Consider the following 23,021-nt stretch of genomic DNA (forward strand, 5'->3'; position numbering starts at 1 on the left):
CCGCCGGCTCAGGCCAGACTCAGATCCAGCCAGTCGTCGACCATGAACCGGTCGCCGCGCGCCACGATGGTTGCGCCGCCGTGGCCGGCATAGTGCGCCGGCACCACCGCCGCCCGGCGCCGGGATGCCTCGGTGAACACCCGCTTGCGGGTGACAGTCGCTTCGGCCGCGTTGACGTCGTAGGCGCATGGATCGTCCGGCCGGGGAATCTGGATGGGGCAGTGCGTCAGGTCGCCGACGAACACGGCCGGCTTGCCGGCATCGAGCCACAACACCGACGAGCCGGGTGTGTGGCCGGGCGCCGGGCGCAGCCATACCGAGTCGCTCAGCTGATAGTCGCCGGAGAACAGCTCGGTCTGGTCGGCCACGGGAATCACGCTGTCCTCGAACACCGTTCGCATCTCGTCGGTGGTCTCGGGGTTGTCGGGCGCGAAGAACCGGTGGTCGGCCTCGGGCATCAGGTACCGGGCGTTGGGGAACGTCGGGACCCAGGCGCCGTCGACCAGTTGGGTGTTCCAGCCGACGTGATCGGTGTGCAGGTGCGTGTTGAGGACGACGTCGACGTCCGCCGGGTCGATGCCGGCGGCGCGCATGTTTTCGAGGAACGGCGTGCTGAGGTGATCCAGCGGCGGCATGCGCGGCCGGTGCCGATCATTGCCCGCGCCGGTGTCGATGACGATGATCAGCCCGTCGACCTGCAGCACCCAGCTCTGGATCGCGATCCGGAACAGGTCGGTCTCGGGGTTCCAGAACCGTGGCGCCAGCAGTTCGGCCTCGGCGTGCCAGGCCTCCGGCGGCGTGGACGGCCACAGCGTGGTCGGGATTTGCACCTGGGTTTCCGCGACGCGGGTCAAGACGGCATTGCCGAGCCGGATTTGGTCCGTCATACCGCGAGACTAAGGCCGGCCGGGTCAGGTGATGCCCAGACACGCGCCCCGCGTGCAGGTCATCCAGGAACGGCGGCACCGGTAGTGTGGTTGACCAGCAGCCCGGATGACGTCCGAGTAGTAGAGCACCGAGGGAGAGACGATGAGCGGTCCAGAGGGAACTGATCCGTCACAGCAGTGGCAAGGTCAGCAGCCCGCTTGGGGTCAGCCGGCGTCCGGCGCCGAGCAGCCGACCACTGCCGCCCCGGCATGGGGACAGCAGCCGGCCTACAACCCGGAGCAGTACCAGCAGCAGTACCCGGCCGTTCAGCCCGGTGCCGCGCAGCCTGGGGCGCAGCAGGTTCCGGGCTACCCCCAGCAGCAGTACCCGGGCTACCCGCAGCAGGGCTACCCGCAGCAGGGTGCCTACGGTCAGCCGCAGTACGGCCAGCCGGGTCAGTACGGTCAGCCCCAGTACGGCCAGCCTGGTCAGTACGGTCAGCCGCAGTTCGGTGACGGTGCCGCGGGGCAGCAGTTCGGCGCCCCGGCCGCCAAGAAGGCCAGCAGCAAGACGCTGATGATCATCGGCGGCGTCGTGGCCGCCGTCATCGTCGCGGTCGTCGGCGTCCTCGGGTTCCTGTGGCCGGGCTTCTTCGTCACCACCAAGCTCGACATCAACGCCGCGCAGTCGGGCGTGCAGAAAATCCTGACCGACGAGACCAACGGCTACGGCGCCAAGAACGTCAAGGACGTCAAGTGCAACAACGGCAGCGACCCTGAGGTCAAGTCCGGGCAGACGTTCGACTGCGACGTGAACATCGACGGCACCAAGCGCACCGTCAAGGTCACCTTCAAGGACGACAAGGGCACCTACGAGGTCGGCCGCCCGAAGTAGTTCCACTCAACTCTCACCAGGCCCAGGCCGGAACCTCTACGTCATATGTGACACGAGGGTTCCGGCCTGAGTCGTTTACGCCGTCGAGCGTGCGGCTGGATCGCCCCACCGAGCAGATCTGCGATCTGACGGCACACTCGTCGCATGAACCGGCGGATTACAGCTTGTCGAGCGCCTTCTGCAGCCGCGCGATGGAATTGGTGATGCCGTACTTTCCGGCCAGGTCGGCCACGCGCTGCGGGTCGCGGGCCGCGAGCGGCAGGGCGTCGGACTCCGTCGACAGGGACACCGGCGCATCGGTCGCGACGAGGACGACGGGCAGCGCGGCCGTGATGTAGTCCGCCGCGGCCAGGATTTTCTTGCGTTGCGCCGCAGCCATTTTGGAGGTCGGGTCCTGGGCGGCCGCCTCGATGGCGGCCAGTGAACCGTAGGTCTGCAGCAGGGTTGCCGCCGTCTTCTCGCCGATGCCGGCGACGCCCGGCAGACCGTCGGACGCGTCGCCGCGCATCAGGGCGAGTTCGGCGTATGCCGCGCCCGCGCGATCCAGCGGGACGCCGTAGGTCCCGGCGACCTCGGCAGGCCCGTACAGCACCGCCTTGGCCAGGCCGCGGCCGATATAGAACACCCTGATTCCAGGTCCGTCATCACTGGCCAGCTGCAGCAGGTCGCGGTCACCGCTCACCACGATCGCGGGGTCGGTCTGTTCCCGGGTCGCCAGCGTGCCCAGCACGTCGTCCGCCTCGAAACCTGGTGCGCCCGCGGTGGCGATGCCGAAAGCGTCGAGCAGCTCCATGATCACGGCGACCTGGGGTGTCAGATCGTCGGGCACCTCCTCGATATCGGGCTCGCCGTCCGGGTTCTCCTCGAGCACGCGGTGCGCCTTGTAGGACGGGATCAGGTCGACGCGCCACTGCGGCCGCCAATCCAGATCCAGGCACACCACCAGGCGGCCGGGACGGTGCTGGGTGACCAGGGCCGCGATGTTGTCGATGAAGCCGCGGACCGCGTTGACGGGGCGGCCGTCCGGCGCGGTGATCGAGGACGGCACCCCGAAGTACGACCGGAACCACATGCTGGCTCCGTCGAGCAGGAGGATCGGCTGGTTCATGCTCAGGCCCGCCTGTCGCGGATGTCGGTCGGCATCGCACTAGCCTATTGCTATGCGGGCGAGCGAAGTGACGGGGAATGTGACAGCAGGTCGATTCAACACCGACGTCTATGCCGCGCGTCTGCGCTCGGCCGCCGCGGCCGCCCAGGCCGCCGGCCTGGCGGGACTCGTCATCACCCCGGGGTACGACCTCCGGTATCTGGTGGGGTCGCGGGCGCAGACATTCGAGCGGTTGACGGCACTCGTGGTGCCCGCCGACGGTTCGACGCCGACGGTCGTGGTGCCGCGGCTGGAACTGGCGTCGCTGAAGGAGTCGGCGATCCTGGAACTGGGCCTGGCGGTGCAGGATTGGGTCGACGGCGACGACCCCTACGCGCTGGTCGCCGCGGCGCTGCCGGGCAGTGCCGTCGCGGTGACCGACGCGATGCCCGCGCTGCACCTGCTGCCGCTGGCATCGGTGCTCGGCGCGGTGCCGGTACTCGCCACCGACGTGCTGCGGCAGTTGCGAATGATCAAGGACGCCAGTGAGATCGACGCCCTGACGAAGGCGGGCGCAGCCATCGACCGCGTCCACGCGCGGGTGCCCGAATTCCTGAAGCCGGGCCGCACCGAGGCCGACGTCGCCGCGGACATCGCCGAAGCGATTGTCGCCGAAGGGCATTCGGAGGTGGCATTCATCATCGTCGGCTCCGGACCGAACGGTGCCGACCCGCACCATGAATGCTCGGACCGTGAATTGCAGGTGGGGGACATCGTCGTCGTCGACATCGGCGGGCCCGTCGAGCCCGGCTACAACTCGGACTGCACCAGGACCTACAGCATCGGCGAGCCCGATCCCGCGGTGGCACAACAGTATTCGGTGCTGCAGCGGGCGCAGGCCGCGGCGGTGGCCGCGGTCCGGCCCGGGATGACGGCCGAGCAGATCGACGCCGCGGCCCGCGACGTGCTGGCCGCCGAAGGGCTGGCCGAGGTGTTCGTCCACCGCACCGGTCACGGCATCGGCCTTTCGGTCCACGAGGAGCCGTACATCGTGGCGGGCAACGCATTGCCGCTCGAGCCCGGCATGGCGTTCAGCGTCGAGCCCGGTGTGTACTTCGCCGGGCACTGGGGCGCCCGGATCGAGGACATCGTCGTCGTCACCGACGACGGCTGTGTGTCGATGAACAACCGGCCGCACGATCTGGTGGTTGTCCCGGTTTCGTAGCGGGCTGTTGTCAAGATCGGCTAAGAAAGCCAAGATCGAGGCCATGGCTGAAATCCGCCGTGGCCGCACGGGACGTGCCGCCAAGCTGGCAACCCTTCCTGCCGGGATCGCGGGCCGCGCCGTCCTGGGCGTCGGCAAGCGCATGGCCGGCAAGTCGAAAGAGGACGTCAACGCCGAGCTCGTCGAGAAGGCCGCCGAACAGCTCTTTCAGGTGCTGGGGGAGCTCAAGGGCGCGGCCATGAAGCTGGGGCAAGCACTTTCGGTCATGGAGGCCGCGATCCCGCCGGCGTATGCCGAGCCCTACCGCGAGGCCCTGACCAAGCTCCAGAGCGACGCCCCGCCGCTGCCCGCCGAAAAGGTGCACCGCGTGCTCGATGCCCAGCTGGGCACCAAGTGGCGTGAGCGTTTCCAGTCGTTCGACGACACGCCCGTCGCCTCCGCCAGCATCGGGCAGGTGCACAGCGCGGTGTGGAGCGACGGCCGCCGCGTTGCGGTCAAGGTGCAGTATCCGGGCGCCGATGAGGCCGTGCGCGCCGACCTCAAGACGCTGCGCATGCTGACCACACTGTTCAAGCAGGTGGTTCCGGGCGCCGACGTCAAGAGCATCATCGACGAGCTCATCGAGCGCACCGAGGAGGAACTGAACTACCGCATCGAGGCGGACTATCAGCGGGCGTTCGCCAAGGCCTTCGCGGGGGACCCGCAGTTCTACGTCCCGGCGGTCGTCGCGTCGTCACCGAAGGTCGTCATCACCGAATGGATGGAGGGCCGCAAGCTCTCCGAGATCATCGCGGGTGGCACGGAAGACGAACGCAACCGGTGCGCGCACCTGCTGCTGGAGGTCACCATCAGTGCTCCGTACCGCTGCGGGCTGCTCCACGTGGACACCCATCCCGGCAATTTCATGCTGCTCGACGACGGCCGGTTCGGTGTCATGGACTTCGGTGCCGTTGCGGTTCACGAAGGCGGTCTGCCGCGCGCGACCGGCCCCATCCTGCGGCTCGCGCGCGACGAGAAGTGGGAGGAGATGACGGCGTATCTGCGCGAGGAAGGCTTCATCCCCGCCGGGGCCACCGTCTCGCACGAAGAGATCAACGCTTATCTGCTGCCGTACATCGAGCCGTTGCGCCACGAGAGCTTCCACTTCAGCCGCAGATGGCTGCAGGGCATCGCCGCCACCGCCGCGGACATCCGCAGCGAGCAGTTCGCCGCCACTTTCAAGACCAGCCGCCAGCTGAATCTGCCGCCCAACTATCTGATGATGTTCCGGGTGCTCGGCGGTCTACTCGGGATTGCCGCACAGCTGGACGCGACCATCAACTACGCCGAGATCGTCGACAAGTGGGTGCCCGGCTTTCACGAGGACTGAAGATCGCGCGGTAACTCCGGAGTCGTTGCGGCTGGTGGAACACCTTGCTGGGCAAGATGTTTGACCTCATTGGTCACTTTCGGCACAGGCGTCCCAAACTGCGGAAACTTGTCGGTGATTCGAACTAGTGTGGCGCTCCACGGGTTTTCGTGGGCGCCTTTGCGCTGTTCAGGGGCTATTTTAGGTTGTGCGCCTGGGGTTTTGAGCGTGTCGGCGGCGAGTTGAAGGACGCGCACGCGGTGTCCCTCTAGGTTTCGGGGTTACCACACCAACCTCAACCGCCAGGAACGATCCGCGTGCGCGTCAGTACTGCATTTAACCGAATACTTCAGGTCCCCGGAGCCAACGTCACCGATGTCACCATCGGCGACCGCGATATCGAAGTCACCGTCGGCCTTAAAGCCCGCTCGATGCGCTGCCCGTGCGGCAAACGTGTGCGGGCCGGTTATGACCGCCGGCGCCGGCGCTGGCGCCATGTGGATCTGGCCTGCAAGAAACTGTGGCTGGTCTACGACATCCGCCGCACGAACTGCCCACGCTGCGGCATCGTCACCGAGCAGGTGCCGTGGGCTCGTCCCGGTGCCCGATTCACCCGAGACTTCGAAGACACGGTGCTCTGGCTGGCCCAACGCACCGACCGCACCACCGTGGCCACGCTCATGCGGTGCGGCTGGGAATCGGTCACCGCCATCATCAACCGCGGTGTCGACGAACTGCTCGACCAACGACGACTCACAGACCTGTACCGGATCGGCGTCGACGAAATCTGCTACCGCCACCCGCACAAATATCTGACCATCGTCGGCGACCACGACACCGGCACCGTCATCGGAGTCCAGCCCGGACGCAGTGAAGAATCGCTATCGAAATTCTATGAACAACAACCTGATTCGACACTAGAGACGATCACCGCCGTGAGCATGGACGTGAGCAAGGCGTTCCGCGGAGCCACCCGAACCCACCTACCGGAAGCCACCATCTGCTTTGACCCGTTCCACATCATGCAATGGGTCAACCGGGCATTGGACCGGGTCTTCGCCGCCGCCGCCAGCGGACCGGACAAAGTCGCCATGACCTCAGCGCAGTGGCGCCAGACCCGATGGGCGCTGCGCACCGGCGAAAACAAACTCACCGACAACAAACGTGAACTGGTCAACCAGATCGCCCGCGCGAACCGTCACGTCGGCCGGGCCTGGGCCCTCAAAGAACAGCTGCGCGACCTGTATCGACTCCCACACGAACCCGGTGTCGCCCGTCAACGACTCAAAGCCTGGATCACCGCCGCCAAACGCAGCCGTATCCCGTCCTTCATCGAACTCGGCAAACGACTACAGGAACACTTCGACGCCGTCATCGCCGCCGTGGAACTCGGCATCTCCAACGCCCTCCTCGAAGGCATCAACGCCAAAATCCGACTCATCAACGCCCGCGGCTACGGCCACCACTCCGCCCGAACACTGACCTCAATGATCTATCTCTGCCTGGGCGGGCTCCACCCTCAGCTACCCACGAGAAGGTGAGGAGTAGCACTAGTGTTCGATGTATGGGATTGACCGATCCAGCCGCCGTCGAGGAGGCGTACGCCGCGTACGAGGCGGCGCAGGCCCGGCTGGCGTCCCTGGACTACACCGGCCTGGATGTGCCGACATTGTTGGAGTTGCAGTCCCGCCGGGAAACGTTGAGGTGTGCGGCCGAGGCCGTCGATCACCAAATTTTGGCGGCCGCACAGACCCAGGCCACGGCCAAAGACATCGGGGCCAAGGATTGGCCTGAGGTGTTGCATGTGCGGTTGCGGATCAGCCGGGAGGAGGCCCGCCGGAGGGTGCGGGACTGCGACCACCTGGGCCCGCGCTCGGCGATCACTGGGGAGCCGTTGGGTCCGGTGTGGGAACTGGTGGCCGCCGCGTTGGCTGAGGGTGCGATCAACAGTGAGCACGTCGCGGTGATCACCTGGTTTTTCGGCAAGGTGCCGTTGTGGGCGGCGGACCCGGTCACGTTGTTGCAGTGCGAGACGGATCTGGTGGCCGATGCCCGGGTCAAAACCCCCGAAGACCTCCGCAAGGTCGCGGCGGACCTGTTGTACAAGCTGGATCAGGACGGCCCCGAACCCGACGACGATGAGCCGGATCCGAAGCGGTCGTTCGTGATGGGTAAGCAGCGGCCTGACGGGCGTACCGACGTCACCGCCGAACTTGATCCGGAAGGGCGGGCTTACTGGGACGTGTTGTTCGAGAAGTACGCCGCCCCGGGTATGTGCAACCCGGCCGATCCGCAGCCCTGCTACTCCGGGACCCCGACGCAGGAGCAGATCGACAACGACACAAGGACTGTGGCGCAGCGGCAGTACGACGCGTTCAAATTCGTGGGCCGGATGGCGCTGGCCTCAGGGACGTCGGGTGTGCACAACGGGTTCCCGGTCGCGGTGGTCGCCACCTGCACCGTCGCCGACCTGGAAAAGCGCGTCGGGATGGCGCTCACCCACACCGGTACCAAGCTGCCGGTCAAGGATCTGGTGCGGATGGCCGCGCAAGGCTCGGACAACTACCTCGCCATCTTCGATAACCACACCGGCCAACCCCTCTATCTGGGCCGAGCAGCCCGCACCGCCAGCACAGCACAACGGTTGGCGTTGTTCGCCCGCGACCACGGCTGCACCCGACCCAACTGCACCGCCCCCGCCTCCTGCTCGCAGGCTCATCACATCACCAACTGGCGCGACGACGGACTGACCAACATCGACACCATGACCCTGGCCTGCGGCCGCGACAACCGCCTGGCCGACACCGGCGGCTGGACCACCACCATGGGCCCCCACGGCCGCACCCACTGGACCCCACCACCACTACTGGACGTCGGCCAACCACGAACCAACCACTACCACCGTCCGACACTGTATCCAGCCGAGGGCGACGCTAATGATGGTGAAAGCGACAGTCCTGCAGAGTGATTCAGCGCCGATCGACGCGCGATGACCCCCGGCAGCACGAGACCAGGTCGCGCTGCGGTAGCTGCGCGTCCGGTCGACCGTGTCGGCATTCCCGCGTACCGTTGGCCGATGCCCGGTTTCCTGGCCGCGACCCGCGACGGCTACGACCGTGCGGCCGCGCACTACGTCGCTCGGTTCCAAGACCATCTCGACGACCGGCCGGTGGACCGGGCCATGATCGGCGCGTTCGCCGAACTGGTGGACCGCGGGGCCAGCGTGCTGGACGTGGGCTGCGGCACCGGTGTGGCCACTGCGGCACTGGCAGCGGCCGGCCTCGACGTCACCGGAATCGATCTGTCTCCCAACATGATCGCGCAGGCGCGGCAGCACAATCCGGCTCTGGAGTTCCGCGTCGGGTCGATGCTCGACCTCGACGTGGCCGAGGGCAGCGTCGGCGGGCTCTGTGCCTGGTACTCGATCATCCATGTTCCGGATGAGTACCTGTCGCGAGTCTTCGCCGAGTTCCACCGGGTCCTGTCGCCGGGCGGGGTGTTGCTGTTGGCATTTCAGGTCGGTGATGAGCCGCGGGTGCTGACGGACTTCGACGGCGAGTTGGTGGACCTGACGTTCATCCGCCGGCGGCCCGAGTTCGTCGCAGACCTGTTGTCGGGCAGCGGGTTTCGCGTCTATGCGGAAACGGTCCGGCAACCCGACGAAGACGCGGCCGAATCCACGCCGCAGGCCTACCTCATTGCGCGTCGAGCAGCTTGATCAATCGCTTGGTCGCGACGAGCCGGAACGATGCGTCGAGCAGTTCTCGGACCTCGTCCCAGTCGACCTTCGCCGCGGTGAAATCCAGCCCGAGCCAGCCTGACGGACCCATGTAGGCGGGGTAGTAGAAGCGCGAATCCTGTTCCAGTGCTGCGCGGTCGGACTCGTCGACCTTGACCAGCAGGGAATGCGGGTAGGCGACCATCTCGCCCGTCGCCTTCGAATTGCCGCCGTACATCGCGAACATCTTGGGCGCACAGAACACCGGCCGGCCCCACGACACCTTCTCGAAGGCCTCGGGGAAGCTCAGCGCGACCGCGCGCAGCTCTGCCAGGCCGGGGTCGTCATCGTCGAACATGATCGGATGCGGCACGTTGCCACGGTAACCCGCGGCGGGGCAGAGGGTGCCCAACCTTCGAGATGACTGTGCATCAGGTTCGCGATTCCTGTGCGGCCGATAATTGTCGCGCGTTATACATTCCGGATGACAGCGGGAAGATGCATTGGCCGGGTCGGGGGACTGGCGGTCGCCCTGGGGATCGGAACCGCGCTCGCGGGGTGGAGCGACTGCCCGGCCTGGGCTGACACCACAGGGGCGGGAGCTGCAGGGTCGGGATCGACATCCCAGACCTCCTCGACCTCGCAGGCATCCCAGGCGGCAGCCGCTCCCGCCAAGAAGCCGAAAAAGCAGCGCAAGCCCGCCAAGTCGAAGTCGAAGCCCGCCAACGAGGAACAGGCCGGAAAGCCGGACAAGAAGCGCGACAAGCCCACCGCCGACAAGCCCGCCGCTGACCTGCCCGCCGCCGACCAGACGAAGGCCGCCGAGCGCACCAAGCTCGCGCCGTGGACAGCCCCGCCGCGCGTCGCCGGCCTCAACCGCGAAGAGCACCCGACGGCCGCGGCCAAGACTGCCGGCACGCCGACAGTCACCGCCGCGATCTCGACGCAAGCGAGCTCCGCGCAGCCCACGGTCAAGGTGGCCGCGGTATCGACAGATCCCATCGCCAAACTCACCAGGGCCCTGCGGTCGCTGCAGGCGCCGGTGTCTCCGCTCAGCTCGACATCGGTGCTGGTGGCCCTCGCTGCCGTGCGCGACGAACTGGAACGCAAGACCCTCAAGCCAACCAGCGCCGTTGCGCCGCAGTCGGTTTCGACGCTCGCTGACACCACGCCCAATGTGCTGGTGATCGGCGTCGATGGCACCAATCTGAGCCGGGTGCTGGCCGACCCGGCCAACGCCAACTTCTTCCAGCTCATGCAGGGCGGCACCACGGCGCCTGCGAGCATCGTCGGGCACACCACGATCAGCAATCCGTCATGGACCGCCATCCTCACCGGCGTCTGGGGTGAGAGGACCGGCGTCATCAACAACATCTTCAATCCAGCGGTCTACAACCGGTTTCCGACGGTGTTCAACCAACTGGAGACGTTCAATCCCGGCATCCAGACCACGGCGATCGCGAACTGGGACGTCATCTCGGCCATCGCCGTGTCGGGTTCGGTCGGCGCCGACCACGTCGTCAACATCTCGCACATCGCGGGTGACTCCAACTGGTCGCTCACCGACGATGCAGTCGGCGACGCGACCGAGGCCGCGATCGCCGCCGCCGACCCGAACAAGCCGAACTTCGTGTTCAGCTACTTCGTCGGCGTCGACGAGAACGGGCACAACTACGGCGGCGCGTCCACGGCATACGCCGAGGCGGTGCGGAACGTCGACCGCAACATCGGCGAGATCATGCAGTCGGTCAACGACTGGGAAGCGGCGACCGGCGAGCAGTGGACCGTCATCGTGGTCACCGACCACGGTCACCAGGACAGCAAGGGCTTCGGCCATGGGTTCCAATCACCCAATGAGACATCGACTTTCGTCATCGCCAACAACCCCGATCTGTTCACCGCCGGTGGCGTCAACCTGAAATACCAGATCGTCGACGTCACGCCGACGGTCGTGACGTTGTTCGGCGGCACACCGGCGCCCAAGTCCGACGGCGTCTCGATCACGGGCCTCGGCGGCAGCACCGTCACGCCGATCGACGACGACGCGGCACTGCGGGCTGCGGTACTGGACGTCATCGGCAAGTACGGGTACCCCAACATCGGCACCGACCTGACGCTCGGCGTGCGCACCGTCGCCGCGTCCGTGCCCTACTTCCTCAACCAGGCGTTCCAGCAGGTGACGGCGCAGTTGCGGTCGATCGCCGAGAAGAACATCTTCGTCATCAGCCCGCTGGCACAGGCGATGACCGTGCCCGTGCAGCTGGTCGGCAGCCTGACGTACGCCGCGACGAACGTCGTCGCGCAGGTCGTCGCCAGGCTGACCGGAGTCACCGGGGCCAGCCTCGTGCCGATCTTCATCCCGCCGCTGCCGCCGCTGGTCGGTACCGAGGACCCGGCCCCGGCAGCTGCTTGCACGGTCCTCGTGGCATGCGGCACGTCGGCGGGGATCATCGCGGCTTGATGTCACAGCCCTTCGCTAGCCTTACCGGGTGAGCTCACCCGATCCCGACGTGCGCCGGCAATGGCAGGAACTGGCCGAAGAAGTCCGCGGTCACCAGTTCCGCTACTACGTCAAAGATGCACCGATCATCTCCGACGGTGAGTTCGACAAGCTGCTCGGTGAATTGCAGGAGATCGAAGAGCGGTACCCCGAGCTGCGGACGCCGGATTCGCCGACGCAGCTGGTCGGCGGCGCCGGGTTCGCGACCGAGTTCGGCGAGGCACAGCACCTGGAGCGGATGCTGTCGCTCGACAATGCCTTCAACACCGATGAGCTGACGGCGTGGGCCGCGCGGCTCACCAACGAGCTGGGCCGCGAACTCGAGTACCTCTGCGAGCTCAAGGTCGACGGCGTCGCGCTGGCGCTGGTCTACCGCGACGGCAAGCTGGTGCGTGGCGCCACCCGCGGGGACGGCCGCACGGGCGAAGATGTCACGCTCAATGCCCGCACCATCACCGACGTCCCCGAGCAGCTGACCGGCACCGACGAATTCCCGGTGCCGGCGGTGCTGGAAGTCCGTGGCGAGGTGTACTTCCGCGTCGAGGATTTCGCCGCGCTCAACGCCAGCCTTGTCGAGGAGGGCAAGGCGCCGTTCGCCAATCCGCGCAACAGCGCCGCCGGGTCGCTGCGGCAGAAGAACCCGGCCGTCACCGCGCGGCGTCGGCTGCACATGATCTGCCACGGTCTGGGCTACACCGAAGGCTTCGAGCCGGCATCGCTGCACGACGCGTACCGTGCGCTGCAGGCGTGGGGCCTGCCGGTGTCGGACCACACGACCCGCGTCATCGGCATCGCGGCGGTGGCCGAACGCGTCGCGTACTGGGGCGAGCACCGTCACGACGTCGATCACGAAATCGACGGTCTGGTGGTCAAATTGGATGACCGCACGCTGCAGCGCCGCCTCGGCGCCACCAGCCGGGCGCCGCGGTGGGCCATCGCGTACAAGTACCCGCCCGAGGAGGTCACCACCAAGCTGCTCGACATCCGGGTGAGTGTGGGCCGTACCGGCCGCGTCACGCCGTTCGCGTACATGGAGCCCGTCACCGTGGCGGGATCGACCGTCGGGCTCGCGACGTTGCACAACGCCACCGAGGTGAAGCGCAAGGGCGTGCTGATCGGCGACACCGTGGTGATCCGCAAGGCCGGCGACGTCATCCCCGAGGTGCTCGGCCCGGTCGTCGATCTGCGTGACGGTACTGAACGTGAATTCGTCATGCCCGCAACGTGTCCCGAATGCGGTAGCACGCTGGCGCCGTCGAAGGAGGGCGACGCCGACATCCGCTGCCCCAACACCCGGTCCTGCCCCGCGCAGCTGCGCGAGCGGGTTTTCCATGTCGCGGGCCGCGGCGCCTTCGACATCGAGGGCCTCGGCTACGAGGCGGCCACCGCACTGCTGGCCGCCGGCGTCATCACCGATGAGGGCGACGTCTTCAACCTCACCCAAGACGACCTGCTGCGCACCAGCCTGTTCAAGACCCAGAAGGGCGAGCTCTCGGCCAACGGAGCCAGGCTGCTGGCCAACCTCGGCAAGGCCAAGCAGCAGCCGTTGTGGCGGGTGCTGGTGGCGCTGTCCATCCGGCACGTCGGTCCGACGGCCGCTCGGGCGCTGGCCGCGGAATTCGGTGACCTGCAAGCGATCACCGAAGCCTCCGAGGAGCGGCTGGCCGCTGTCGAGGGCGTCGGTCCGACCATCGCCGCCGCCGTGATCGACTGGTTCACCGTCGACTGGCACCGTGCCATCGTCGACAAGTGGCGCGCCGCGGGCGTGCGCATGGCCGACGAACGCGACGCGAGCATCGAGCGCACGCTGGAAGGCCTGTCGATCGTGGTGACCGGCTCGCTGACCGGCTTCTCGCGGGACGAGGCCAAAGAGGCGATCCTGGTGCGCGGCGGCAAGGCGGCCGGTTCGGTGTCGAAGAAGACCGCCTACGTGGTGGCCGGCGACGCGCCGGGATCCAAGTACGACAAGGCCGTCGAACTCGGCGTGCCGATTCTCGACGAAGACGGCTTCCGGCGGTTGTTGGAAGAGGGGCCGGACGCGCTCTGAGCTCGATGGCGGCGCCGATGTCCCGCAGAATCCCGGCAATCACCACGCGATTCTGGGTGAGCAAGACGTTGATCACCGCCGCATCGGTGTTCTGGCCGGATTACCTGTACGACCACCTGGGCCGCTGGATCGCGACAACGTTGCTGGTGGCGGCATGCGCCGTGGCGCTGTTGGTTCAACTGCGCGCAGACCGCTTGCGGCCGTGGGCATTCTGGCTCGCGATGCTGGCGACCAGTGCGGTGGGCACGGAGATCGCGAACGGGTTGCACGTCGCGTTCGGTCTGCGGTACCCGGCGATCGCTGTCGTTTGTCTCGCCGGCGTCGTGGGACTGCTGGCGCTCGGGCATGCGCACGTCGGAATGACGGAGTTGATCGCCGTCCGCACCCGGCGAGCCGAATGCTGGTTCTGGGCAACCGCTTTGGTGGCGTTCGGAATCGGGACTGCGCTGACCCACATGACGCCGGCTCCCATCTTGCCGCACCCAGTGTTGCAGCTCGTGCTGTGGGCTGCGCTGATCGCCGGTGTGGCGATGGCGTGCCGCTTGTCCGGTGGCATGTCGACGGCGGGCTTCTGGGGTTGTTTTGTCCTGACTCGTCCGTTGGGCGCGGCGGTCGCCTTCCTGCTGACCAACGCAAGTCAGGCCGGTGGGCTCGGCCTGGCTCGGCCCGCGGTCAGCGCGGCGCTGACCGCGGTGCTCATCGGCTCGGTGCGCTACCGCTGACCGCTACCGCACGATGGTCGCGACGATGCCGGCGAGATACCCGAGCCGCGCGACCTCGGACGGACGGAAGGCCGGCCCACCCGGGCGGCCCAGCATGATCGCCGTGTGGGGGTCACCCAACGGCGCGGCGGCCAGGGTGGTGTCGATGTCCCGCCAGAACTGCGGCACCCAGTCGCCGGTGGCGTCCAGTGCGGCGGCATGCTCGAGCGGCAGCCACGGCGCTGAGCTGGCGAGCGTCTCGGGCGCGCCCGGACTGCCGGTGATGCGATGGGGCGCCACGCCGTCCTTGCCGCCGGCCACCACGACACACCACCCGACCCGCAACACGCGCGGTGCCTCGTCGGCCAGCGTCTGGAGGCGCGCGGCCTTGCCCTTGGCGGCCGCCACATGGTCGATGAGTTCCAGCTCGCGATGGGCCTCGAGCAACCCGGTGTGGGGCCGAATGCTGTCCACGTACACGCCCTTGAGGGCCTCCGCGGCGGTGATCAGGGCGTCGGGCATGGACCCGAGCGGCAGTTCGACCACCAGATCGTCGATCGCGTAGCCCGGACCGCGCTCGACGACGTCGAGCGACAGGATGTCGGCGCCCACCGACCCGAGAGCCACCGCCAGCGAGCCGAGGCTACCGGGGCGGTCTTCGAGCTGCACCCGCAGCAGATAGGAGGACACGCGACAACTGTTGCACAGCGTCGTGGCGATGGCAGGACGTGCCGGTGCGGCGCGTGTCACGGATACGTTCCCCGTCGCGGCGCCCATCGGGCTCCCCACTAGGCTGTTTCGACGTGTCGAAGATTTCCCGGGACGATGTCGCCCATCTGGCGAATCTGGCCCGGCTCGCCCTGACCGATGGTGAGCTGGACAGTTTCGCAGGCCAGCTCGATGCCATCCTGGCGCACGTCGGCAAGATTCAGGCCGTCGACGTCACCGGTATCGAGGCGACCGGCAATCCGCTCAAAGAGGTCAACATCACCCGGCCCGACGCCGAGGTGGCCAGCCTGACGCAGGACCAGGCGCTGGCGCAGGCCCCGCGGGCCGAGGACGGCCGGTTCGCCGTGCCCCGCATCTTGGGAGAAGCAGAGTGAGCGACCTGATCCGTTTCGACGCCGCCACGCTCGGCGAGAAGATCGCCGCGGGCGACGTGTCGGCCACCGAGGTCACGCAGGCGCACCTGGACCAGATCGCCGCCACCGACGAGACCTACCACGCGTTCCTGCATGTGGGTGCCCAGGAGGCACTCGCCGCCGCCGCCGCGGTCGACAAGCAGGTGGCCGCCGGCGAGCCGCTGGCGTCGCCGCTCGCCGGTGTTCCGTTGGCGCTCAAGGACGTTTTCACCACCACCGACGCGCCGACCACGGCCGGCTCGAAGATTCTCGAGGGCTGGCGGTCGCCGTACGACGCGACCGTGACCGCGAAGCTGCGCGCGGCCGGCATCCCGATCCTCGGCAAGACCAACATGGACGAGTTCGCCATGGGGTCGTCCACCGAGAACTCGGCCTACGGCCCGACCCGCAACCCGTGGGACGTCAACCGCGTGCCGGGTGGTTCCGGTGGCGGTAGCGCCGCGGCGCTCGCCGCGTTCCAGGCGCCGCTGGCGATCGGCACCGACACCGGTGGCTCGATCCGTCAGCCCGCCGCGCTGACCGCGACCGTCGGCGTCAAGCCCACCTACGGCACCGTCTCGCGGTACGGCTTGATTGCCTGCGCGTCGTCGCTGGATCAGGGCGGCCCGTGCGCCCGCACGGTGCTCGACACCGCGCTGCTGCACCAGGTGATCGCCGGCCACGACCCGCGCGACTCCACCTCGGTCGACGCGCCCGTGCCCGATGTGGTCGCGGCGGCCCGGGCCGGCGCCGCGGGCGACCTCAAGGGCGTCCGGATCGGTGTCGTGAAGCAGCTGCACACCGGCGAGGGTTACCAGCCCGGCGTGCTGTCGTCGTTCAACACCGCGGTGGACCAGCTGACCGAGCTCGGCGCCGAGATCACCGAGGTCGACTGCCCGAACTTCGACTACTCGCTGGCGGCCTACTACCTGATCCTGCCGTCCGAGGTGTCGTCGAACCTCGCGCGCTTCGACGCGATGCGCTACGGCCTGCGGGTCGGCGACGACGGCACCCACAGCGCCGAAGAGGTCATGGCGCTGACGCGTGCCGCCGGATTCGGGCCAGAAGTCAAGCGCCGCATCATGATCGGCACCTACGCGCTGTCGTCGGGGTACTACGACGCCTACTACAACCAGGCTCAGAAGGTGCGCACCCTGATCGCGCGCGACCTCGATCGCGCCTACGAGAAGGTCGACGTGCTGGTCACCCCGACCACCCCGACCACCGCGTTCGGGCTGGGCGAGAAGGTCGACGACCCGCTGGCGATGTACCTGTTCGACCTGTGCACGCTGCCGCTGAACCTGGCCGGCCACTGCGGCATGTCGGTGCCGTCGGGCCTGTCGCCGGACGACAACCTGCCGGTCGGGCTGCAGATCATGGCACCGGCCCTGGCCGACGACCGGCTGTACCGCGTCGGCGCGGCCTACGAAGCCGCCCGCGGCGCCCTGCCCACCGCGCTCTAGAGGCGACCCCGCCGCACATTCGACGAGAACGAGAACCCGCGAGCGGGCAGTATGGGGTCATGCGGATAGGTGTGCTGACCGGTGGTGGTGACTGTCCTGGCCTGAATGCGGTGATCCGGGCGGTGGTTCGCACCTGCGATGCCCGGTACGGCTCGACGGTCGTCGGGTTCCGGGACGGCTGGCGTGGGCTGCTCGAGAACCGCCGCGAGCAGCTCAAGAACGACGACCGCAACGACCGGCTGCTGGCCAAGGGCGGCACCATGCTGGGCACGGCGCGCGTCAACCCCGACAAGCTGCGGGCCGGGCTGGACCAGATCAAGCAGACGCTCGAGGACAACGGCATCGACGTGCTGATCCCGATCGGCGGCGAAGGCACGCTGACGGCGGCGCACTGGCTGGCCGAAGAGAACGTCCCCGTCGTGGGTGTGCCCAAGACCATCGACAACGACATCGATTGCACCGACGTCACTTTCGGCCACGACACCGCGCTCATGATCGCCACCGAGGCCATCGACCGGCTGCACAGCACGGCCGAGTCACATCAGCGGGTGATGCTCGTCGAGGTGATGGGGCGCCATGCCGGCTGGATCGCGCTCGGCGCCGGCATGGCCGCCGGCGCGCACATGACCCTGATCCCGGAGCAGCCGTTCGACGTCGAAGAGGTGTGCCGACTGGTGAAACAGCGCTTCGTACGCGGAGATTCGCATTTCATCTGCGTCGTCGCCGAAGGCGCGCGGCCGGCCGAGGGGTCAATGCAGTTGCGCGACGGCGGAATTGACGAATTCGGGCATGTGCGATTCACCGGGGTCGCCCAGCAGTTGGCCATCGAGATCGAGAAGCGGATCCGCAAGGAAGTCCGCACCACGGTGCTCGGTCACGTGCAGCGCGGCGGCACGCCGACGCCCCATGACCGGGTGCTGGCGACCCGGTTCGGGATCAACGCCGCCGACGCCGCGCACGCGGGGGAGTACGGGATGATGGTGTCGTTGCAGGGCCAGGAGATCGGCCGGGTGCCGTTGGCCGACGCGGTCCGGCAACTCAAGCTCGTGCCGCAGAGCCGTTACGACGACGCGGCCGAGTTCTTCGGCTAGCGGTAGGCCTTCGGTAGTGGCATGCCGAATTCGGATTCCACCGCGCGCAGCCGGCTCGGATAGTCGGTGATGATGCCGTCGGCGCCGGCCGCGATCTGTGCCTTCATGGTGTCGGCGTCGTTGATCGTCCACGGAATCACCTTGAGCCCGCGCGCATGTGCGCGATCGATGAATGCGCTGTCGGCGACGAGAGCGAAATCCGGATCCTTCGGCGTCAGGCCGTAGGGCACCGAGTAGCCGGGCGACAGGGTGTTCGCGCCGACCGACGCCGCCCCGGCGATCGGATCGGTGACGACGGCCGGGTTCACGTCTGCCGTCCACGCCGAGTTCGGCACCCAGGTCGTCTCGTCCCACAGCGCCACCAAGGGGATACCGGGTTCCTGCTGGCGGACGAGCGGCAGTGTGCGCCAGTCGAAACTCTGGATCTCCACCTTGTCGACCTTGCCGGCAGCCCGCACCGTGGCGAGGATGACGTCGACGAATTGCTGTGGCGTGGCGGAGGTTTCGGGCTTGTCGGCTTCGATCTTGGTTTCGATGTTGTACCGGACGCCCGCGTGGTGCGCGTCCGCGAGCGCGAAAACCTGATCCAGGGTGGCGATCTTGTTGCCGGTCACCACTTCGGCGTCCGGGAATCCGTCGAGCAGCTTGCCGCAGTTCAGCGTGTGCAGCTGGGCCCGCGTGAGGTCGTGGACGAGCTTGCCGACGTACGGGTATTGCGGGTCGCCGGGGAAGGCTGGGCCGGTGTCGGTGCACTTCTCGGGCTGGATGGCCGGGTCGTGCCACACCATCGGCGCACCGTCCTTGGCGAGGACGATGTCGAGTTCCAGCGTCGTGACACCCAGCTCGATGGCCTTGGTGAACGCGCGCAGCGATTCCTCGGTGGTCTCGCCGCGCCCGCCGCGGTGCGCTTGCAGGTCGAAGTCGCCGGAATCGGCCGATGCGACGGGCATGGCCGTCAGCGCGAAGGTGGTCAGCAGGGCGCCGATGCGTGCGAGCATCCGCGGAGGGTAACCGGCCCCGGGAAATGGCCGGTGAACGACAACTAGGATCAGGCGCATGGCTGACGCAGACCTTCTCGACTACGACGACGTCCTCGCGACGTACGAGCCCGTCATGGGCATGGAAGTCCACGTCGAGCTGTCCACCGAGACCAAGATGTTCTGTGGTTGTGCGAACCGGTTCGGCGCCGAGCCGAACACGCTGGTGTGCCCGGTGTGCCTCGGTCTGCCCGGTGCGCTGCCGGTCGTCAACGAGGCGGCCGTGGAGTCCGCGATCAGGATCGGGCTCGCGCTGAACTGCGATATCGCGCCGTGGGGCCGGTTCGCCCGGAAGAACTACTTCTACCCGGATCAGCCGAAGAACTACCAGATCAGCCAGTACGACGAGCCCATCGCCGTCAACGGCTACCTCGATGTCCCGCTGGAGGACGGCAGCACCTGGCGCGTCGAGATCGAGCGCGCCCACATGGAGGAGGACACCGGCAAGCTGACCCACCTGGGCAGCGACACCGGCCGCATCTCCGGGGCCACGACGTCGCTGGCCGACTTCAACCGGGCCGGGGTGCCGCTGGTCGAGATCGTCACCAAGCCCATCGAGGGCGCCGGCGAGCGCGCCCCGGAGATCGCCCGCGCCTACGTCACCGCGCTGCGGGACCTGTTGCGCGGCTTGGACGTTTCCGACGTCCGTATGGACCAGGGCTCGATGCGCTGCGACTCCAACGTCTCGCTCAAGCTCAAGGGCGCCGCGGAGTTCGGCACCCGTACCGAGACCAAGAACGTCAACTCGCTCAAGAGCGTCGAGGTGGCGGTCCGCTACGAGATGCGCCGGCAGGCCGCCGTGCTGCAGTCCGGCGGCACCATCACGCAGGAGACCCGGCACTTCCACGAGGACGGGCACACCACGGCCGGCCGCAGCAAGGAAACCGCCGAGGACTACCGCTACTTCCCGGAGCCGGACCTGGAGCCCATCGCGCCGTCCGACGAGCTGGTGGAGCGGCTGCGCGGCACCATCCCCGAGCTTCCGTGGTTGGTGCGCAAGCGGATTCAGGAAGACTGGGGCATCTCGGACGAGGTCATGCGTGACCTCGTCAACGCCGGCGCGGTCGAGCTGGTGGCCGCGACCGTCGAGCACGGCGCATCCAGCGAGGCGGCCCGCGCGTGGTGGGGCAACTTCCTGGTGCAGAAGGCCAATGAATCCGGCATCGAACTGGACGCGCTGGCCATCACCCCGGCCCAGGTCGCCGCGGTGGTCAAGCTGGTCGACGACGGCAAGCTGTCCAACAAGCTGGCCCGCCAGGTCGTCGAGGGCGTGCTGGCCGGCGAGGGTGAGCCCGAGCAGGTCATGAACGACCGCGGTCTCGTTGTGGTGCGCGACGATTCGCTCATCCAGGCCGCGATCGACGAGGCGCTGGCGGCCCAGCCCGACATCGCCGACAAGATTCGCGGCGGCAAGGTCCAGGCCGCGGGTGCGATCGTCGGCGCGGTGATGAAGGCCACCAAGGGACAGGCCGACGCCGCGCGCGTGCGCGAACTCGTGATCGCGGCCTGCAGCTAGCGCAGCGCCGGCTGCGGCGCGGGCGTGGCCTGCGGACGCAGTGACGAGACGCCCGCGACGCAGTAGCCCGCGATCACGAAACACACCGCGGCGCAGGGCAGATTGCCGGTCGGCGTGCCCGCACCGGTGACGCCGTCGATGGCGCCGGCGAAGTCGGGCAGCGCTGCCAGCCAGAGCACCGTGAACGTGAGCAAGTACAGCACCCCGAACACCCGCACGTACGGACTCGGGTGCTGCGTGCCGACGCGGCGCGTGATCCGCCAGTCCTGAATCAGGACCGGCACCGTCACGAAGAAGAACACCGCCACCTCGACACCGAGGACCGCGTACTGCGTCGCGCTGTGCTGGGCGGAGAGCAACGTCGGCAGGCTGAGGAGTCCCATGATCACCGGTGCCAGCACGCTGATGACCGGGATGCGCCAGGCCATCGACACCGCACCCGGTGGTGTACCCGCGGCCACTTGGCGCCCGACCAGCACATGCACCAGGAACGCGACCGCCGCGGGCCCGACCACCGCGAGGCTGACCCAGCTGCTGACCGGCACGCAGCCGAGCGTCGGGTGATTCAGGGGATTCGCGGTGTTCCACACCCACCAGCGCAGCTGCGGGCCGAGGTGGTCGAACACGCCGTAGACGCAGCCGTGCACGAAGCCGACACAGATGGCGCCGATGACCGCGCCGCGCCGTTCGAAAACCCCGGTGGCGCGGACGATGTCATAGGCGAGCGTGATGGTCGCCGGGTACAGCGCCACGATGTACAGCGGTAGCCGCCCGTCGACGAAATCGACGCTGAACACGTTGTGCACCAACATGACCCCGAGGCGGGTGCCGGCGAAGATGTCCGGTGGATGCCGGGGGAGTTCGGTCACCAGCGCATAGACCACCGACGCCAGCCAGATGGCGATGCCGGTCGGGTCCCGCCGGACGCGCCGCAGCGCGTAGGCCAGGGCCAGTGCGGCGCCGACCAGCATCAGCAGCTCGACGACCGGCATGGTCCAGTGGGCAAGGGTCAGGGGGTTGCGCACCTTGACCCAGGAATCGTCGTCGCAGGAAAAGCCCAGGTAGCCGGCCAGCCGAGCGAAGTCGGCCGGGCAGGCGCGCATCATCGAGCGACCCTCATGTCGGGCGCCAATTACGTCTTGTCGTCCGTGCTACGCGGGAATCCGCCCTGCGGGAACAGCGGGAACACGACGTCGTCGAACTTCTCCACGTCGCCGGCCGTCTTGTTCACCGTGGCGCCCCAGACATTGCCGTCGGGGGAGAGCTTCAGCGCGAAGACATGGCCGTGGGTGTCGGTGCGGAGCGCCTCGGGGTCGCCCGTGACGGCGCCGGTCTCCTTCGACAGCCGCACGGCCACCGTCTTCTTGGTGTTGACCAGATTGACCATGACGGTGTCGTCGGTCGCGACGCAGCCCGCGACGCCGGGACGGTCGGGCCAGTTCCACACCGTCGACACCTTGGAGTCCTTGGTGATCCGCTGCAGCCGGTCCCCGGTCGGGGTTCTGTCGGTGACGTACAACGAGCCGCTGGCACCGTCGATGCACAGCCCGCCGCCGGAGCCCATGCCGGACAGTGCGGTGGTCGGCGGCGCCTGGCCCACCGTCGTCGGCTGCTCGATGCGCAGCAGCTTGCCCGCCAGCGAAGCCGGATCGGCTGCGGCAGCGGGGTTTCCGGCGTCCCCGGTGAGCACCACGAGGGTCGTCGGGCTGGTGAAGATCAGCGCTCCGGTGTTGCCTGTGGGGCCCTTGGGAATCCCGGTCAGGATCGGCTTCGGCACGTCGCCGTCGGCGATGCGGACCACCCGGTTGTCGGTCGGCGTGGTGATGTACGCGTACATCAGCCGGTCCTGTTGGTAACTCGGCGACAGCACGATGTCCATGAGCCCGCCGTCACCGGAGGCGTCGACCGGGATCACGGTCTTGACCTTGGGTTCCGCCGTCGTCGAGATGTTCTTGACGGCGCCGGTGACGCGTTCGGCGACGATCGCCGACTTGCTGTCGCCGCCCATGATCAGGCCGCTGGTGCTCTCCAGGCAGCCCTGCAGCACGGCCGGCGCCGGGCACGCCTTGGGGAACGGGTTCGGCGGCAGCGGCGGCGGGGGCGGTGGCGGCGAGCTGGGGGCCCCGCCGAGGTCGGGCTCGATGGTGAACGGCTCGGACGCCGCCGAATCGAAACGGGCGCAGCTGGGCAGCGCCAGCAAAGCGATGGCGCACAACGCCAGGACCCGTCGAGCGGGTGCAGAGCCGGAACGCTCAGGCCGGTGTCGAGGCCTCGTCAGCGCAGTCTGCGTCGACCGCCGCAATGTCATGCCCGCCAGGTTACGGACTGTTCGAGGATGCTCGCCACGTCGGGGCCGCGCGCCGGGCCGGGCAAATCCCGTGAACAAGCCGGTCAAACCACCGCTTA

The 23,021-nt window shown here is 68.0% G+C and carries 20 protein-coding genes; 13 read left to right on the forward strand and 7 right to left on the reverse strand.

What is annotated here, in order from left to right; genetic code table 11:
* Positions 1-8: 8 nt before the first annotated feature.
* Entirely contained in the window at positions 9-887 is an 879-nt protein-coding gene (locus tag ACZ5IQ_RS11260; RefSeq protein WP_464481276.1) for an MBL fold metallo-hydrolase, read from the reverse strand.
* A gap of 142 nt (positions 888-1,029) precedes the next feature.
* Between ACZ5IQ_RS11260 and ACZ5IQ_RS11265 the strand changes: the two genes are divergently transcribed.
* The gene (locus ACZ5IQ_RS11265) at positions 1,030-1,761 is read left to right on the forward strand and encodes a DUF4333 domain-containing protein (protein WP_464481277.1); all 732 of its coding nucleotides are present in this window, start codon (positions 1,030-1,032) and stop codon (positions 1,759-1,761) included.
* A 157-nt stretch (positions 1,762-1,918) separates the two neighbouring features.
* Here the strand turns inward: ACZ5IQ_RS11265 and ACZ5IQ_RS11270 are convergent, their stop codons facing one another.
* Complete coding sequence (locus ACZ5IQ_RS11270; protein ID WP_212811963.1) at positions 1,919-2,869, reverse strand: 5'-3' exonuclease; 951 nt, start codon at positions 2,867-2,869, stop codon at positions 1,919-1,921.
* A gap of 52 nt (positions 2,870-2,921) precedes the next feature.
* On the opposite strand from ACZ5IQ_RS11270, the gene ACZ5IQ_RS11275 reads away from it, so the two are divergent.
* From ACZ5IQ_RS11275 to ACZ5IQ_RS11295, 5 genes are all read left to right on the forward strand, one after another.
* Positions 2,922-4,073: a M24 family metallopeptidase gene (locus tag ACZ5IQ_RS11275; protein ID WP_406775933.1), complete on the forward strand. Its 1,152-nt coding sequence runs from the start codon at positions 2,922-2,924 to the stop codon at positions 4,071-4,073.
* 43 nt (positions 4,074-4,116) lie between these two features.
* Positions 4,117-5,442: an ABC1 kinase family protein gene (locus ACZ5IQ_RS11280; protein WP_212811962.1), complete on the forward strand. Its 1,326-nt coding sequence runs from the start codon at positions 4,117-4,119 to the stop codon at positions 5,440-5,442.
* Positions 5,443-5,738: 296 nt separating this feature from the next.
* Entirely contained in the window at positions 5,739-6,962 is a 1,224-nt protein-coding gene (locus tag ACZ5IQ_RS11285) for an ISL3 family transposase (RefSeq protein WP_212806588.1), read from the forward strand.
* A 23-nt stretch (positions 6,963-6,985) separates the two neighbouring features.
* Positions 6,986-8,389 (forward strand): HNH endonuclease signature motif containing protein, encoded by a 1,404-nt coding sequence (locus tag ACZ5IQ_RS11290; protein ID WP_464481278.1) that lies wholly within the window; start codon positions 6,986-6,988, stop codon positions 8,387-8,389.
* Positions 8,390-8,497: 108 nt separating this feature from the next.
* Positions 8,498-9,139, forward strand: a complete 642-nt coding sequence (locus tag ACZ5IQ_RS11295) for a class I SAM-dependent methyltransferase (protein WP_244872590.1) — start codon at positions 8,498-8,500, stop codon at positions 9,137-9,139.
* On the opposite strand, the gene ACZ5IQ_RS11300 is transcribed toward ACZ5IQ_RS11295, so the two are convergent.
* Positions 9,117-9,512: an MmcQ/YjbR family DNA-binding protein gene (locus ACZ5IQ_RS11300; RefSeq protein ID WP_212811960.1), complete on the reverse strand. Its 396-nt coding sequence runs from the start codon at positions 9,510-9,512 to the stop codon at positions 9,117-9,119. The two genes, ACZ5IQ_RS11295 and ACZ5IQ_RS11300, sit on opposite strands and share 23 nt — an antisense overlap.
* A 111-nt stretch (positions 9,513-9,623) precedes the next feature.
* Here ACZ5IQ_RS11300 and ACZ5IQ_RS11305 point away from each other — a divergent pair, with 111 nt between their 5' ends.
* The 3 genes from ACZ5IQ_RS11305 to ACZ5IQ_RS11315 are packed head-to-tail and all read left to right on the forward strand — an operon-like array spanning position 9,624 to position 14,408.
* Positions 9,624-11,600: an alkaline phosphatase family protein gene (locus ACZ5IQ_RS11305; protein WP_212811959.1), complete on the forward strand. Its 1,977-nt coding sequence runs from the start codon at positions 9,624-9,626 to the stop codon at positions 11,598-11,600.
* A gap of 28 nt (positions 11,601-11,628) precedes the next feature.
* Positions 11,629-13,686, forward strand: coding sequence for an NAD-dependent DNA ligase LigA (gene ligA, locus ACZ5IQ_RS11310; RefSeq protein WP_212811958.1), 2,058 nt, complete (start codon positions 11,629-11,631; stop codon positions 13,684-13,686).
* A gap of 17 nt (positions 13,687-13,703) precedes the next feature.
* Positions 13,704-14,408, forward strand: coding sequence for a hypothetical protein (locus ACZ5IQ_RS11315; protein ID WP_212811957.1), 705 nt, complete (start codon positions 13,704-13,706; stop codon positions 14,406-14,408).
* Between the two features lie 3 nt (positions 14,409-14,411).
* Here the strand turns inward: ACZ5IQ_RS11315 and ACZ5IQ_RS11320 are convergent, their stop codons facing one another.
* Complete coding sequence (locus tag ACZ5IQ_RS11320) at positions 14,412-15,077, reverse strand: ACT domain-containing protein (RefSeq protein WP_212811956.1); 666 nt, start codon at positions 15,075-15,077, stop codon at positions 14,412-14,414.
* A 113-nt stretch (positions 15,078-15,190) separates the two neighbouring features.
* Here ACZ5IQ_RS11320 and gatC point away from each other — a divergent pair, with 113 nt between their 5' ends.
* Genes gatC through ACZ5IQ_RS11335 form a run of 3 tightly spaced genes read left to right on the forward strand, consistent with a single transcriptional unit; the run spans position 15,191 to position 18,062 of the window.
* A complete protein-coding gene (gene gatC, locus ACZ5IQ_RS11325) occupies positions 15,191-15,490 on the forward strand; it encodes an Asp-tRNA(Asn)/Glu-tRNA(Gln) amidotransferase subunit GatC (RefSeq protein ID WP_212811955.1) in 300 nt (99 codons plus the stop codon).
* Entirely contained in the window at positions 15,487-16,971 is a 1,485-nt protein-coding gene (gene gatA, locus ACZ5IQ_RS11330; protein WP_212811954.1) for an Asp-tRNA(Asn)/Glu-tRNA(Gln) amidotransferase subunit GatA, read from the forward strand. The genes gatC and gatA overlap by 4 nt, the downstream gene beginning before the upstream one ends.
* Positions 16,972-17,030: 59 nt before the next feature.
* Entirely contained in the window at positions 17,031-18,062 is a 1,032-nt protein-coding gene (locus ACZ5IQ_RS11335; protein ID WP_029105781.1) for an ATP-dependent 6-phosphofructokinase, read from the forward strand.
* On the opposite strand, the gene ACZ5IQ_RS11340 is transcribed toward ACZ5IQ_RS11335, so the two are convergent.
* The gene (locus ACZ5IQ_RS11340; protein ID WP_464481279.1) at positions 18,059-19,060 is read right to left on the reverse strand and encodes a glycerophosphodiester phosphodiesterase family protein; all 1,002 of its coding nucleotides are present in this window, start codon (positions 19,058-19,060) and stop codon (positions 18,059-18,061) included. The genes ACZ5IQ_RS11335 and ACZ5IQ_RS11340 overlap by 4 nt on opposite strands.
* 58 nt (positions 19,061-19,118) lie before the next feature.
* On the opposite strand from ACZ5IQ_RS11340, the gene gatB reads away from it, so the two are divergent.
* The gene (gene gatB, locus ACZ5IQ_RS11345; protein ID WP_212811952.1) at positions 19,119-20,615 is read left to right on the forward strand and encodes an Asp-tRNA(Asn)/Glu-tRNA(Gln) amidotransferase subunit GatB; all 1,497 of its coding nucleotides are present in this window, start codon (positions 19,119-19,121) and stop codon (positions 20,613-20,615) included.
* On the opposite strand, the gene ACZ5IQ_RS11350 is transcribed toward gatB, so the two are convergent.
* Positions 20,612-21,721, reverse strand: coding sequence for a hypothetical protein (locus ACZ5IQ_RS11350; RefSeq protein ID WP_212811951.1), 1,110 nt, complete (start codon positions 21,719-21,721; stop codon positions 20,612-20,614). The genes gatB and ACZ5IQ_RS11350 overlap by 4 nt on opposite strands.
* A gap of 26 nt (positions 21,722-21,747) precedes the next feature.
* Positions 21,748-22,923 carry a PQQ-dependent sugar dehydrogenase gene (locus tag ACZ5IQ_RS11355; protein ID WP_212811950.1) on the reverse strand — a complete coding sequence of 392 codons (1,176 nt, stop codon included), beginning with the start codon at positions 22,921-22,923 and terminating at the stop codon, positions 21,748-21,750.
* Positions 22,924-23,021: the final 98 nt, after the last annotated feature.

The sequence above is a fragment of the Mycobacterium toneyamaense genome (genome assembly GCF_055384815.1).